Annotated in this window: 15 protein-coding genes; 10 read left to right on the top strand and 5 right to left on the bottom strand. The window is 57.1% G+C overall.

The window, feature by feature from the left end:
• Window positions 1-791: 791 nt before the first annotated feature.
• Genes pcaF through AC2TEM_RS10125 form a run of 7 tightly spaced genes read left to right on the top strand, consistent with a single transcriptional unit; the run spans window position 792 to window position 6401 of the window.
• Window positions 792-1994: a 3-oxoadipyl-CoA thiolase gene (pcaF, locus tag AC2TEM_RS10155; protein WP_170424500.1), complete on the top strand. Its 1203-nt coding sequence runs from the start codon at window positions 792-794 to the stop codon at window positions 1992-1994.
• 15 nt (window positions 1995-2009) lie between these two features.
• Window positions 2010-3002, top strand: coding sequence for a 1,2-phenylacetyl-CoA epoxidase subunit PaaA (gene paaA / locus AC2TEM_RS10150; protein ID WP_170397736.1), 993 nt, complete (start codon window positions 2010-2012; stop codon window positions 3000-3002).
• A 23-nt stretch (window positions 3003-3025) separates the two neighbouring features.
• A complete protein-coding gene (gene paaB, locus AC2TEM_RS10145) occupies window positions 3026-3310 on the top strand; it encodes a 1,2-phenylacetyl-CoA epoxidase subunit PaaB (RefSeq protein WP_170404692.1) in 285 nt (94 codons plus the stop codon).
• Window positions 3310-4077 carry a 1,2-phenylacetyl-CoA epoxidase subunit PaaC gene (gene paaC / locus AC2TEM_RS10140; RefSeq protein WP_170397730.1) on the top strand — a complete coding sequence of 256 codons (768 nt, stop codon included), beginning with the start codon at window positions 3310-3312 and terminating at the stop codon, window positions 4075-4077. Before paaB ends, paaC begins: the two co-directional genes overlap by 1 nt.
• A gap of 6 nt (window positions 4078-4083) precedes the next feature.
• Window positions 4084-4542 carry a 1,2-phenylacetyl-CoA epoxidase subunit PaaD gene (gene paaD, locus AC2TEM_RS10135; protein ID WP_170397728.1) on the top strand — a complete coding sequence of 153 codons (459 nt, stop codon included), beginning with the start codon at window positions 4084-4086 and terminating at the stop codon, window positions 4540-4542.
• A gap of 14 nt (window positions 4543-4556) precedes the next feature.
• Window positions 4557-5630, top strand: coding sequence for a 1,2-phenylacetyl-CoA epoxidase subunit PaaE (gene paaE / locus AC2TEM_RS10130; RefSeq protein ID WP_170424496.1), 1074 nt, complete (start codon window positions 4557-4559; stop codon window positions 5628-5630).
• A gap of 12 nt (window positions 5631-5642) precedes the next feature.
• On the top strand, window positions 5643-6401 hold the full coding sequence (locus tag AC2TEM_RS10125; protein WP_170397722.1) for a Phenylacetic acid catabolic protein: 759 nt from the start codon (window positions 5643-5645) through the stop codon (window positions 6399-6401).
• Window positions 6402-6404: 3 nt separating this feature from the next.
• On the opposite strand, the gene AC2TEM_RS10120 is transcribed toward AC2TEM_RS10125, so the two are convergent.
• The 5 genes from AC2TEM_RS10120 to paaG form a co-directional block, all read right to left on the bottom strand.
• Window positions 6405-6620, bottom strand: coding sequence for a hypothetical protein (locus AC2TEM_RS10120; protein WP_170397719.1), 216 nt, complete (start codon window positions 6618-6620; stop codon window positions 6405-6407).
• 69 nt (window positions 6621-6689) lie between these two features.
• On the bottom strand, window positions 6690-7286 hold the full coding sequence (locus tag AC2TEM_RS10115; RefSeq protein ID WP_170397716.1) for a TetR/AcrR family transcriptional regulator: 597 nt from the start codon (window positions 7284-7286) through the stop codon (window positions 6690-6692).
• Between the two features lie 22 nt (window positions 7287-7308).
• Window positions 7309-8616: a phenylacetate--CoA ligase PaaK gene (gene paaK / locus AC2TEM_RS10110; RefSeq protein WP_170397713.1), complete on the bottom strand. Its 1308-nt coding sequence runs from the start codon at window positions 8614-8616 to the stop codon at window positions 7309-7311.
• A gap of 15 nt (window positions 8617-8631) precedes the next feature.
• Window positions 8632-9060 carry a hydroxyphenylacetyl-CoA thioesterase PaaI gene (gene paaI / locus AC2TEM_RS10105; RefSeq protein ID WP_170397710.1) on the bottom strand — a complete coding sequence of 143 codons (429 nt, stop codon included), beginning with the start codon at window positions 9058-9060 and terminating at the stop codon, window positions 8632-8634.
• 1 nt (window position 9061) lies between these two features.
• The gene (gene paaG / locus AC2TEM_RS10100; protein WP_170424494.1) at window positions 9062-9847 is read right to left on the bottom strand and encodes a 2-(1,2-epoxy-1,2-dihydrophenyl)acetyl-CoA isomerase PaaG; all 786 of its coding nucleotides are present in this window, start codon (window positions 9845-9847) and stop codon (window positions 9062-9064) included.
• 200 nt (window positions 9848-10047) lie between these two features.
• Here paaG and AC2TEM_RS10095 point away from each other — a divergent pair, with 200 nt between their 5' ends.
• From AC2TEM_RS10095 to AC2TEM_RS10085, 3 genes are read left to right on the top strand one after another with little or no spacing between them, the layout of a single operon-like run.
• The gene (locus AC2TEM_RS10095) at window positions 10048-11067 is read left to right on the top strand and encodes a TRAP transporter substrate-binding protein (protein WP_170424492.1); all 1020 of its coding nucleotides are present in this window, start codon (window positions 10048-10050) and stop codon (window positions 11065-11067) included.
• 54 nt (window positions 11068-11121) lie between these two features.
• Window positions 11122-11625 carry a TRAP transporter small permease gene (locus tag AC2TEM_RS10090; RefSeq protein ID WP_170397701.1) on the top strand — a complete coding sequence of 168 codons (504 nt, stop codon included), beginning with the start codon at window positions 11122-11124 and terminating at the stop codon, window positions 11623-11625.
• Window positions 11625-12977, top strand: a complete 1353-nt coding sequence (locus AC2TEM_RS10085) for a TRAP transporter large permease (RefSeq protein WP_170397698.1) — start codon at window positions 11625-11627, stop codon at window positions 12975-12977. Before AC2TEM_RS10090 ends, AC2TEM_RS10085 begins: the two co-directional genes overlap by 1 nt.
• Window positions 12978-12980 lie beyond the last annotated feature (3 nt).

Raw genomic sequence — 12980 nt, 5'->3', positions numbered from 1 at the left:
TCCTGCTCCCGCAACCAACTTTAGAAAATCCCAGAGCAGCCCGTGCAGACTACAAACAGTCCACCGGACTGTTCGATTAACGATCAAACCTCGTCAGGCTCATAACATGAAGGCCGTAGGTTCAAATCCTACTCCCGCAAGCAATTGGGTCGAACAAAGCACCGAACAGACCGCCGCAGGGCGGCTTTGTTCGTTTTGAATCTCAACCAACGCAAATACACCGACAGTTCCTCAACAAGTTTAATCGCATACTTCCGTTCTAACGGGATCAACTTGATCTCCGATAGACAGCGGCGAATGATGGATGTCGTCTCGGCTTCTGCGCATTGAGCATTCAACGCTTCTTTTCAAAGTTAACTTGATGATTGTCGATGACTGAAGGCGGCTTTTGGGACGAAAGTTGTTAAGTGTCATTCATTAAACGCTACAGGTCAAAACCAGACAATCTGGTGCGATGTCTGCCGCAGATACAAACGTTTACCGGAACTCCAATCTCAGAATGGCAACATTTCAAACTGCCTATTCGAAGCGGTCTAAGTACGCTTTCGATTTGTCAAATTTTGTGTTGAAGGAACCCTTATCAAAGGTCTGAGACGGTATTGGCGCAGGTGGTAAGCCGGCAGAGACTACACTTCACACGACCAAGTTACTCGCAGCGAGTCAATGCGTTACGGAAAAATCAAGAAAACGTAGTTGAAGTAACATAATGCTTGCTGCGAATCGATGAGAGGCTTATTAACCGACCTATCGGTCACTTAATGATGTGAATTCAAATTCGGAGTAATCGACCTATGGACGCCTTTATCTGCGACGCCCAGCGCACCCCGATCGGACGATATGGCGGTGGACTAAGCCAGGTGCGCACAGATGATCTTGCCGCCCTGCCAATCGCTTCGCTTGTCGCGCGTAACCCACAGGTGGATTGGTCCAGTCTGGACGACGTGATTTATGGCGATGCGAACCAAGCCGGTGAAAGCAACCGCAATGTGGCGCGGATGGCGGCGTTGCTGGCAGGGCTGCCGGTGGATGTACCGGGAACGACAATCAATCGGCTCTGCGCGTCTGGCATGGATGCGGTGGGCATGGCTGCGCGCGCCATCAAGGCTGAGGATTATGACATGGCGATCGCGGGTGGGGTCGAAAGCATGTCGCGTGCGCCATTTGTGATGCCCAAGGCAACATCCGCCTTTACTCGTGCCAATGCCATTTACGACACCACGATCGGCTGGCGCTTTGTGAACCCGAAAATGGAAAAGGAATTTGGTATCGACTCGATGCCCGAAACAGCGGATAACGTAGCGGAAGCTTATGGTATCAGTCGCTCCGATCAGGACGCGTTTGCCGAACGCAGCCAGGCCCGCTGGGCCGCGGCGCACCAGACCGGGGTGTTTCAGGAGGAGATCACCCCGGTCACAATCCCACAGCGCAAAGGTGACCCGGTGGTGGTCGATACGGACGAGCATCCACGTCCGGGGACTACAGCAGAGAAACTGTCTGGCCTAAAGGGCATCAACGGGGTGGACAAGACTGTGACCGCTGGAAACGCCTCGGGTGTTAACGACGGCGCGGCGGCGATCCTGATGGCGAATGAATCTGCTGCGGCAAAGAACGATCTGATCCCGATTGCCCGTGTGGTTGGCATGTCCGTTGCTGGGGTGGAGCCGCGCGTGATGGGCATCGGCCCGGTTCCAGCCAGCCGTAAGGTGCTTGCACGGGCTGGGCTCAGCATTGATCAGATGGATGTGATAGAATTGAACGAGGCGTTTGCCTCGCAGGGCCTAGCCACGCTGCGCGAACTCGGGGTGCCCGATGATGCGCCGCATGTGAACCCAAATGGCGGGGCGATCGCCATTGGCCACCCGCTTGGAATGAGCGGTGCGCGGCTAGTGATGACTGCTGCCTATCAACTGCGCCGCACCGGAGGCCGCTACGCGCTCTGCACCATGTGTGTCGGGGTAGGGCAGGGTGCCGCACTTATTCTTGAACGTGTGTAAGGGAGGAGACCTCACATGTACGCTCAGATGATTAAAACAGCCGGATCCGGCGTGAAATCCCGCGAGGAGATGACCGAGCAGGAGCGCGCGTTTCAGGACAAGATCGACGCCGATATCAAGATCGAGCCCAAGGATTGGATGCCCGACGACTATCGCGCGACACTGATCCGTCAAATTGGCCAGCACGCACATTCTGAAATCGTAGGCCAGCTGCCCGAAGGAAACTGGATCACCCGAGCGCCAACGCTGGAGCGCAAGGCGATCCTGCTGGCCAAGGTGCAGGATGAGGCCGGGCATGGGCTGTATCTCTATTGCGCGGCAGAAACGCTGGGTGTCAGCCGGGATGAGATCACCGAGATGCTGCTGGACGGGCGCATGAAGTATTCGTCGATCTTCAACTACCCGACACTGAACTGGGCCGATATAGGCGCGGTCGGATGGCTGGTCGATGGCGCTGCGATCATGAACCAGGTTCCGCTGCAGCGGACGTCCTTCGGACCATACTCGCGCGCAATGATCCGCATCTGTAAAGAAGAGAGCTTTCACCAGCGCCAGGGCTATGATGCGATCCGCAAGATGGCAGAGGGTACGCCAGAGCAGCGTAAGATGGCGCAGGATGCAATAAATCGACTGTGGTACCCGTCGCTGATGATGTTCGGGCCGTCGGACAAGGAAAGCGTGCATTCGGCGCAATCCATGGCGTGGAAGATCAAGATCAACACCAATGACGAGCTGCGCCAGAAATTCGTGGATCAGACCGTGCCTCAGGCCGAATATCTGGGTCTGAGTATCCCTGACCCGGACCTGAAATGGAACGAAGAACGGGGCCATTATGATTACACCGACCCGGACTGGTCCGAGTTTTTCGATGTGATCAAGGGCAACGGCCCCTGCAATGTCGACCGGCTGGCCGCGCGTAACAAGGCGTGGGACGACGGTAAATGGGTTCGCGACGGACTGCTGGCTCATGCCCGCAAGAAACGCGCCGCAAATCTGGCTGCAGAATAAGACTGCCCTGAGGAGGATACCAAATGAACAACGAATGGCCCCTGTGGGAAATCTTCATCCGCGGACAACATGGCATGAGCCACCGCCATGTTGGGTCGTTACACGCCCCGGACGCGGAAATGGCGATCAAGAACGCGCGCGATGTCTACACGCGCCGCAACGAAGGCGTTTCGATCTGGGTGGTTGAGGCCAACAACATCTCGGCCTCATCGCCCAGCGACAAAGGTCCGCTGTACGAGCCCAGCGAAAGCAAAGTGTATCGCCATCCAACCTTCTTCGATATTCCCGAAGAAGTGGGGGCGATGTAATGAGTGTTCCGGTTTCCAATGACGCTTTGCTGCAGTTTCTGCTTCGGATGGGGGACAATACCTTGATCCTCGGCCATCGCGTCAGCGAATGGTGCGGTCATGCGCCTGTGCTGGAGGAAGACATCGCGCTGGCCAATACCGCGCTGGACCTGATCGGTCAGACTCAGATGTGGCTAGGTCTTGCGGGTGAGATCGACGGCGGCAAATCCGCCGATGATCTGGCCTTTCTGCGCGACGCCTGGGATTTCCGCAATGTGCTGCTGGTCGAAGTGCCGAACGGCGACTTCGGCCGCACGCTGATGCGTCAGTTCCTGTTCGATGCGTGGCATTCGATCATGCTGGGGCGTCTGATGACATCCTCTGACGACCGGGTCGCGGCGATTGCCGCCAAGGCCAGCAAAGAGGTCACCTACCACCTCGAACGCTCGGGCGACACGGTTGTTGGCCTCGGCGATGGGACCGAGGAAAGTCATGCCCGCATGCAAGAGGCGCTGGACTATCTCTGGCCATATGTCGGCGAGATGTTTGCCAGTGACGATGTTGATGCAGAAATGGTTGCGGCGAGGATTGCCCCGAACCCGGCAGATCTGCGCGCAGAATATGACGCTCTGATCGAGCGTGTGCTGTCCGAGGCGACACTAACCATTCCCGAAAGCCGCTTTGCCCATAAGGGCGGGCGCGACGGTCGCATGCATACCGAGCATCTGGGCCATCTTCTGACACAGATGCAGTGGTTGCAGCGCGCATATCCCGGCGCGAAGTGGTAAGGATCAATGCGGGCTTCAACGGATCAGGTTTGGGAATGGCTGGACGCTGTACCAGACCCTGAGATTCCGGTGATCTCGGTCGTCGATCTGGGCATTGTACGCGATGTGCGATGGGATGAAAACACTCTGACGGTTACCGTCACGCCGACCTATTCAGGCTGCCCGGCGACCTCGGTCATCAGCATGGATATCGAAACTGCGCTGCGTGATCATGGAATCGACGATCTGCGGATCGAGACAAGTATCGCACCGGCTTGGACCACCGATTGGCTCAGCGACAAGGGCCGTGCTCGGCTCGAGGATTACGGCATCGCCCCGCCGCAGCCTGCAGGTGGACCTGAACGCTGCCCACATTGCGGTAGCAAGGCGGTTGAAAAGGTCAGCCAGTTTGGCTCGACCCCTTGCAAGGCCCATTGGCGCTGCACCGACTGCCTGGAACCTTTTGACTATTTCAAGTGCATCTGAGGGAGGATCACCGGATGGCACGCTTTCATGATCTGGAAGTTACCGATGTTCACAAAACCATCCGCGATGCGGTGGTCGTGACGTTGAAACCTGTAAACGGTTCAGCCGATGAATTCGACTTTACCCAAGGCCAGTACCTGACCTTCCGCCGCGATTTCGACGGGGAAGAACTGCGCCGGTCCTATTCGATCTGCGCGGGAAAGGATGAGGGCATTCTGCAGGTGGGGATCAAGCGCGTGGATGGCGGCGCGTTCTCGACCTGGGCCAACTCCGATCTAAAGGTGGGCGATACGGTGCAGGCGATGCCGCCGATGGGCAGCTTTTACACCGCAATCGATCCCTCCGCCGAAAAGCATTATCTGGGCTTTGCGGGTGGGTCGGGCATCACGCCGGTTCTCTCGATCCTGAAGACGACGCTTGCCCGAGAACCACATTCGCGGTTCACATTGGTATATGCCAACAAGGGCGTGAACACGATCATGTTCCGAGAGGAGCTTGAGGACCTCAAGAACCTCTATATGGGGCGTCTGAACGTGATCCATATTCTGGAAACAGACGCGCAGGAAATCGAGCTTTTTACCGGTCTGGTCACGCAAGACAAATGTGCCGAACTTTTTGAACACTGGATCGATATTCAGAACGTCGACACGGCGTTTATCTGCGGCCCCGAGCCGATGATGCTGGGCATTGCCTCAGCCCTGCGGGCGCATGGGCTGAACGACGGGCAGATCAAGTTTGAACTCTTCGCCAGCGCTCAACCCGGTCGGGTCAAGCGCAAAGTGAGCGGGGCGGACACGGCGTCTCAGGACAACCAGACCAAAACATCAATCACCATGGACGGGGCAACGCAAACGATCACCATGTCGAAGGATCAATCGATTCTCGATGCCGCGTTGGAGAATGCGATGGACGCGCCTTACGCCTGTAAGGCCGGGGTCTGTTCAACCTGCCGCTGCCGAGTGCTTGAAGGCGAGGTCGAGATGGTCGCCAATCACGCATTGGAAGACTACGAAGTCGAGAAAGGATACGTCCTGAGCTGTCAGGCCTATCCGATGACCGACACCGTTGTCGTGGACTACGATCAGTAGACGGAGGGAATGATGGCTGAAGACATGACAATCGAGAGCTATTTGGCAGCGGGTGGTGTCCTGAGTAATCCAACCAACGTGCCTCCGCGCTATCGTGCAGAGCTCATGAAACTGATGGCGACCTTCGTGGACAGCGAACTGGCCGGCGCAGCGGGCTTTGCCGACATCATAAATCTGGGCCCGGGCATCAAGGAACGCATCGCGGCGGCCAAGATTGTGCTGGAAAAGACCGACAACGCAGATCGTGTCCTGAAAATCATGGGCGAGTTCGGAGCCAACACTGACCGCTATGCAAATCACCATCCCTGGACCACACGTCTGGATCGTGATGCGGATATCGGGGCTACGCGGTCCGAACACGACATGCGCCTTGCTGTATTCAACTATCCGATCGAAGGATGGGAAGATGCCGTGGTTATGAACCTGCTGATGAGCCAGGCGGTTGACGTCCAACTCGCCCAGTTTTCGCAGATATCCTATCAGCCTCTGGCCGAGGCCTTCCGCGAGATTTCCCCGATCGAGGCGCGCCATGGGGAGCTTGCGCTTGAGGGTGCGGGCAAGCTGATCGAACAGGGAAAGGCTGCAGAAATGCAAGCGTCGGTCGACTATTGGTGGCCCCGGGTCGCGGCAAGTTTTGGGGCGGGCACAGCCGAGAAAACCGAAACGCTCCGCAAGCTGGGGCTGCGGCAATTAACCGGGATTGAGATGAAAGATCAGTGGACAGTAAAAGCGACCGAACAGGTCGAAAAGCTGGGACTTGAAGTACCCTAGCTTTCAAGGTTGGCGTTTACGGCTCAACAACCCATACTTCACGGCCAAACCGCGAAGCGTGCGACGCTTTCGCCGATCTTTCTTCAATGACTGCCGGGCTTTAGCACCACATTTCCGATTGAACTCAAAAACGTCAATCACCCGCTCGGCGCAGCCACAGGCTTCGCCCAGACCTACTTTGGCGAAATAGAATTTATCGAAACGATCAGGGCGTTGCATGGGTAACCTCCGCCCTTATTGAACCTCATCCTGACCGCAGAGCCAAATCAACTCTGTGCCAACAAGGGTTCAAAGGCCATCAACACCTGATAATGTCAGATTGCTTACCAACGCGGCGTAATCGCTGCGCGCGTTGGCATCCGCCCCGGCATTCCACATGTAGAACCAGTTCAACATTCCGAAAACGGACATGGTCGTGGCCCGAAGCTTGGCCGCATCATCCTTGAAAGTTGCAGGCGAGATGCTGGCGATGATGTCACTGACGAACACAACCAGATCCCGCTGATAGCCACGCAGCAGATTCTGCTGCTCTTCGGGCAATGCGGACATGCCGCTGGTTTGCACGCGATGCTCATCATCCACGCCTTGATAGGCCAGTAGGATTTCCCGCACCACCCGTTTCAAGCGATCCGCGGGTTCCATCCCGTCAAGGTCCAAGCCGCAAACCTGGTCACGCAATTGCAGCAGGTAACTGTCGAGAATATCAAACAGAATGGCGTCCTTGCTGTCGTAGTAGTGATAGATATTGGCCTTGGATATCCCGCACTCCCGCGCCAGCTGAGACATTGACGCCCGATCAAATCCTTCCTGCGCGAAGACGCGGGCGGCGCATTTCAGGATGCGTGTTCGTTTATGGTCGTGGTCTTTTGCTATCGTGCGCGCCAAATCCTGACCCTCCGTCTGTCGCTTAGCTGTCCCGATTGTCAATCACGCGCCGGGCCTTGCCCTGTGAGCGTTCAACCTCGCCCGGCTCGCCTATATCGATCTCGGTCGAGATGCCAACCACCTCTTTAATCCGGCGAGATAGCATCCGAGCAGCGGCGGTTTTGCTCAGCTCATCGGCTGCATCCGGCGTTGCTTCGACATGCACGCGCATCGCGTCCATCCGGCCAGCTTTATAAAGTTCGATCTGGTAGTAGGGCGCCAGACCGCCGGTTGCCAGAACCTGCTCCTCGATCTGACTGGGGAAGACGTTGACACCCCGCAGAATGATCATGTCATCCGAGCGGCCCGTGATCTTTTCCATCCGACGCATCGACCGCGCCGTGCCGGGCAAAAGCCGCGTCAGGTCACGGGTGCGATAGCGGATCATCGGAAGACCTTCTTTGGTCAGCGTGGTAAAGACCAGTTCACCAATCTCACCATCAGGCATGACCTCGCCGGTCTGCGGGTCGATGATTTCGGGGTAGAAGTGGTCTTCCCAGATCACGGGCCCGTCTTTGGTTTCGACGCACTCATTGGCGACGCCCGGTCCCATGATCTCGGACAGGCCGTAGATATCGACGGCATGCATATCGAATGCTTGTTCAACCTCGGAGCGCATCGAATCCGTCCAAGGTTCAGCGCCAAAGACGCCGACAGCCAAGGAACTTTCGCGCGGATCGAGTCCAATCTTGTGATACTGCTCAAGAATGTTCAGCATATAGGATGGTGTTACCATAATCCCGTCAGGTTTGAAGTCAGTGATCAGGTCGACCTGCTTGCCGGTCTGCCCACCGCTCATCGGGACGACCGTGGCCCCCAGACGTTCGATTCCATAATGCGCGCCCAGACCGCCGGTGAACAGGCCATAGCCATAGGCGTTGTGCACCATGTCGCCCCGGCGCAAGCCGCTGGCACGCAACGACCGCGCCACCAGATCCGCCCAATTATCGATATCGCCTTGCGTATACCCCACGACGGTTGGCTTGCCCGTGGTTCCCGACGAGGCATGAACACGAATGATCTGCTCACGCGGGACTGCAAACAGACCAAAGGGATAGTTTTCCCTCAGATCGTTTTTGTAGGTAAACGGAAACCGTGCCAGATCACTGAGGGACTGAAGGTCGTCAGGATGCACACCGGCCTCATCAAACCGCTGCCGGTACATAGGCACGTTGTCATAAGCATGGCGCAGCGACCATTTCAGCCGATCCAACTGTAGGTTGCGGATTTCATCAATCGAGGCGATCTCGATCGGATCAAGATCCGCCTTGTTCGGAGTAAGATCCTTCATGCCATCCCCCTCATCTCAGGTCTCGTCAAACACCGGACCTTTGACCGCGCGGGAAAAGCCCCGAAATTCTGCGATCTTTTGTCCGGCTTGGTTGGTTATGGATACGTCATAGATACCGCTGCGCCCTGTCAGGCTCAGTTCCGTTGCGCGGGCCGTCAGCAGATCACCGGATCGCGCGGGCGCGACGTAGCTGATCACATTGTGCTGGGCGACCGTGGACTGGTTGCGACTATTGCAGGCAAAGGCAAAGGCGCTGTCGGCCAACATGAATGTCACGCCGCCATGGCAGATCCCGTGCCCGTTGCAGTGATGGTCAGCCACCTGCAACGCCAGCGTCGCAGCGCCTTCATCCATCTCGACCAGTTCCATGCCTGCCCATTTCGAGGCATTGTCCCGCCCCCACATGGCAGCAGCGGCTTTCTGGGCGCGTTCCTTCGGCGTCATCTCATTCTCCCCGAAATACTGGCGCGCGCTTTTCCAGAAACGCAGTAACGCCCTCGGCATAGTCGACGCTTTCGCCGCAGGTTTTCATTGCGTCCGCCTCAATCTCGAGATGATCGGTCAGGGTATTCGTGGCAGCCGCCTGTATCGTCTGTTTCGTCAGGCCAAGTCCCAGCGTTGGACCATTGGCGAACTGTTCCGTTAGTGCGCGCGCCTCGGTCATTAGTTCAGCGTCTGGAATTGCTTTCCAGATCAGCCCCCAATCCGCAGCCTGCTTTGCTGGCAGGGGTTGCCCAGTCAGGGCCAGCCCTTTGGCTCGGGCTTCACCCAGCAAACGGGGCAGATGCCAACTGCCGCCGGTATCAGGTATCAGGCCCACTTTGGAAAATGATTGGATAAACTTGGCGGAGTCAGCGGCAAGTACCACATCACAAGCCAGGGCTAGATTCGCACCCGCCCCGGCGGCAACGCCATTGACGGCGCAGACAACAGGTAATTCCAAGGACCTGATCAGGCGGACCAAAGGCGCGTAGAAGGTGCGAACTGTATAGCCCAAATCCGGCGGACCCTCCATCGTGGCAGGGTTTCGATCGCCCAAATCCTGCCCTGCGCAGAACCCGCGCCCCGCGCCGGTTAACAGCACCGCTCGGGCACCACCGTCACGCGCGGCCTCAAGTGCAGCGCGCAGGGCATAGTGCATCTCATCCGTGAAACTGTTCAGGCGATCAGGGCGATTGAGTGTAATTTCAACCCATTGACCCATATTCTGCGAAATAATCGTGTCGGACATGCCCGGTTCGCTTTTCATAAGTTACAACAAACTTCTTGCATAAACCGAACGGTTGGTCAATAAATTCTATAGCCGTTTGTGACTCGGCGATCGGAAATGCACTTTGGCCAGCGGGCGGAACAGCATTTCTCGTCGTTGATAGTTACAAAACGTACCATTAACACATTCACGACTTGCGATTTTGAGGAGGAGACCCGGTCATGAAATTCACCAAGCTCACCACATTGTTGGCGTCTGCAACCTTGGCGGTGTCCGGCACCATTGCTTTTGCGGCTGACTACACCCTGACAATTTCCAGCTGGGCCCCACCCACCCACGGCATCAACGCAAAGATGTGGCCCAAATTCGTCGAAATGGTAGAGGAGGCCACTGACGGGCAGGTCACCGCAGAGCTTAAGCTGGGTATCGCTCCACCGCCTGCGCAGATGGACCTGATTATGGATGGCGCGGCCGATGCCTCGATTATCTTTCACGGCTATCAACCGGGACGCTTCGTCACCACCAAGCTGATCGAACTGCCTGGTTACGAAGGCTCGGCCGAGGACGCTTCGGTTGCTTACTGGCGCGCCTACGACAAGTACTTGAAAGCTGCTGACGAGCATCGTGGTGTCAAAGTCATCGCCTTGCACACGCATGGACCCGCGCAGCTGCATTCCAGCGCGCCAGTAACCACTCTGGATGAGGTTTCGGGCCTGAAAGTACGTATCCCGGGTGGCGTTGGCGGAGACGTTGGTGCGGCGCTTGGCGCGACCGGCATTCAGGTGCCCGCTCCGAAAGTCTATGAAACACTGGCATCGAAAGCCGCTGACGGCGTGGTCATGCCACTGGAATCGCGCAAGGGTTTCAAGCTGACCGAGGTTGCGCAGAACGTCTATGAGATGCCCGGTGGCCTCTATCGTGGTTCGTTTGCCTTCATCATGAACGAAGACACCTTTGCTGATCTGCCTGCAGAGCTGCAGGCGGCGCTGGAAGAAAACGTGTTCGGCGAACCGCTGAGCCGTGAGATCGGCAAAATATGGGATGAGATCGACGCCACTGGACGTGAGGCAACCGAGGCGGCGGAGGGCAATGCGATCAACGCTGCCACAGATGCGGATATGGAGAAGTTCTCGGCCATCGCCGAAGACATCCGCGGCAAGGTCATCGCCGAGGTTGACGCAACAGGTGTCGACGCTCAGGCCGCATATGACATGATCAAATCGGAAATGTCCTCCAACTGATCCGACTGCAGGGCGGCTCTTGCGCCGCCCTGACTTACCCTGCGCGAGTTTCCCATGACCCCTATTATTCAGCTTGTGCGCCGTGCCAGCGCCCTTCCCGTGATCGTGGCCTGCATTGCACTGTTTATCCTGATGGTAATGACCTTTTGCGACGTGATCCTGCGTTCGGTCTTCAATGCGCCCATTGAGGCCGCCACCGAGCTGACGCGCATTCTGATGGCAATTCTGGTGTTTTCTGTCCTCCCGATCGTCTCCACCACCAATGGCCATATCGCGGTCGATCTGACAGACGGGTTCTTCCACCGTCTGCATCTGTCGCGTGCGCGGGACGTTGTGATCTATGTGGTCAGCGGCATCATGCTGTTCTGGCCGGTCCAGCGCGTTTGGGTCCTGGCCGAGCGAGCGCGGGATTATGGGGATGTAACCGAATATCTTTCAATCCCCACCTACCTGATCGGCTGGTTCATTACCCTGTCTGTTGCCATCACTGCGCTGGTGATGATCGCCACTGGGCTGCTAAAGGCCTTCGCCCCAAATACACTGTCGGAGCCTATGTAATGACCGCAGCGCTAATCGGATTTGCGATTGTATTGATCTTGGTGCTGGTGCGCCTTCCTATCGTCTTTGCCATGGGTCTGGTCGGCACATTGGGATTTGCCTATGAGCGTGGCGGCTCAATCTTTGATGAGCGCGGGATGAAGGCTGCCATGTCCATGGTGGGCCGACAGATCACCGACACTGCGCAGGACTATGGTCTGTCGGTTGTGCCGCTGTTCATCCTGATGGGCCTGTTCGTGAATAAGGGCGGCATGGCGCGCGAGCTTTATGCGGTGTCCAACGCCTTTCTTGGCCACATGCGCGGTGGTATTGCCATGGCAACGGTTGCGGCCTGTGGCGGATTTTCGGCTATCTGCGGATCGTCGCTGGCGACCGCCGCCACGATGTCAAAGGTCGCGATGCCGCAGATGCGGCGTTACGGCTATTCCGATGAACTCTCGACCGCCTCGATTGCCGCCGGTGGTACATTGGGCATTCTGATCCCACCATCGGTCATTCTGGTCATCTACGGGTTGCTGACCGAGACCTCGATCGGGAAACTGTTCATGGCGGGCATCATCCCTGGCATCCTCGGCATTCTGTTCTACCTCTTCGCCGTGCGCTGGACCGTCTGGCGCAACCCCGAGGCCGGCCCAGCCGGAGAGCGTGCCACATGGTCCGAACGCATCCGTGCGCTGGGTTCGGTTTGGGCGGTGCTGTTGTTGTTCTTCCTAGTGATTGGCGGGCTTTATGGAGCCTTCGATTTTGAGCCCCTAAACCTGACATTCTCACCCACCGAGGCCGCAGGTATGGGGGCCGCTGGGGCCTTTCTGATTGCACTCTTTCGTGGGGGTCTCACGGTTGGCTCGACATTCGAGGTGCTGAAAGAGACCTGCTTTACCGCGTCTGCCTTGTTCGCGGTGTTGATTGGTGCGCAGATATTCTCAAATTTCATCAATCTGGCCGGTTTGCCCGAAGCCCTGATCGCGATGGTGACCGCCTATGATGTGGCTCCGTTTGTCGTGATCCTGATGATCCTTGGTATCTACATCATTCTGGGTTGCGTCTTCGAATCTCTCTCGATGCTGTTGCTGACGGTTCCGATCTTCTTCCCGTTGGTCACGTCTCTGGGCTATGACCCAATCTGGTTTGGCATCGTCGTCGTGGTTGTCACCGAAATCTCGCTGATCACTCCACCCGTAGGCCTGAACGTCTTCATTCTGAAAGGCGTGGTGGGTGACGTCTCGACCGGCACCATATTTCGTGGCGTCACTCCGTTCTGGATCGCCGATATCTTCCGCCTCGCGCTGATCGTGCTGGTGCCCATCGTGGTGCTGTATCTGCCGCAGCAAATGGGCGCTTTGGGACACTAGTCC

The sequence above is a fragment of the Ruegeria sp. HKCCD3925 genome (genome assembly GCF_057221175.1).
This window is presented reverse-complemented; position numbering and strand designations above follow the sequence as displayed.

Coding starts and splice junctions, on each gene's coding strand:
- pcaF (WP_170424500.1), top strand. CDS start 792: ATGGACGCCTTTATCTGCGACGCCCAGCGCACCCCGATCGGACGATAT.
- paaA (WP_170397736.1), top strand. CDS start 2,010: ATGTACGCTCAGATGATTAAAACAGCCGGATCCGGCGTGAAATCCCGC.
- paaB (WP_170404692.1), top strand. CDS start 3,026: ATGAACAACGAATGGCCCCTGTGGGAAATCTTCATCCGCGGACAACAT.
- paaC (WP_170397730.1), top strand. CDS start 3,310: ATGAGTGTTCCGGTTTCCAATGACGCTTTGCTGCAGTTTCTGCTTCGG.
- paaD (WP_170397728.1), top strand. CDS start 4,084: ATGCGGGCTTCAACGGATCAGGTTTGGGAATGGCTGGACGCTGTACCA.
- paaE (WP_170424496.1), top strand. CDS start 4,557: ATGGCACGCTTTCATGATCTGGAAGTTACCGATGTTCACAAAACCATC.
- AC2TEM_RS10125 (WP_170397722.1), top strand. CDS start 5,643: ATGGCTGAAGACATGACAATCGAGAGCTATTTGGCAGCGGGTGGTGTC.
- AC2TEM_RS10120 (WP_170397719.1), bottom strand. CDS start 6,620: ATGCAACGCCCTGATCGTTTCGATAAATTCTATTTCGCCAAAGTAGGT.
- paaK (WP_170397713.1), bottom strand. CDS start 8,616: ATGAAGGATCTTACTCCGAACAAGGCGGATCTTGATCCGATCGAGATC.
- paaI (WP_170397710.1), bottom strand. CDS start 9,060: ATGACGCCGAAGGAACGCGCCCAGAAAGCCGCTGCTGCCATGTGGGGG.
- paaG (WP_170424494.1), bottom strand. CDS start 9,847: ATGTCCGACACGATTATTTCGCAGAATATGGGTCAATGGGTTGAAATT.
- AC2TEM_RS10095 (WP_170424492.1), top strand. CDS start 10,048: ATGAAATTCACCAAGCTCACCACATTGTTGGCGTCTGCAACCTTGGCG.
- AC2TEM_RS10090 (WP_170397701.1), top strand. CDS start 11,122: ATGACCCCTATTATTCAGCTTGTGCGCCGTGCCAGCGCCCTTCCCGTG.
- AC2TEM_RS10085 (WP_170397698.1), top strand. CDS start 11,625: ATGACCGCAGCGCTAATCGGATTTGCGATTGTATTGATCTTGGTGCTG.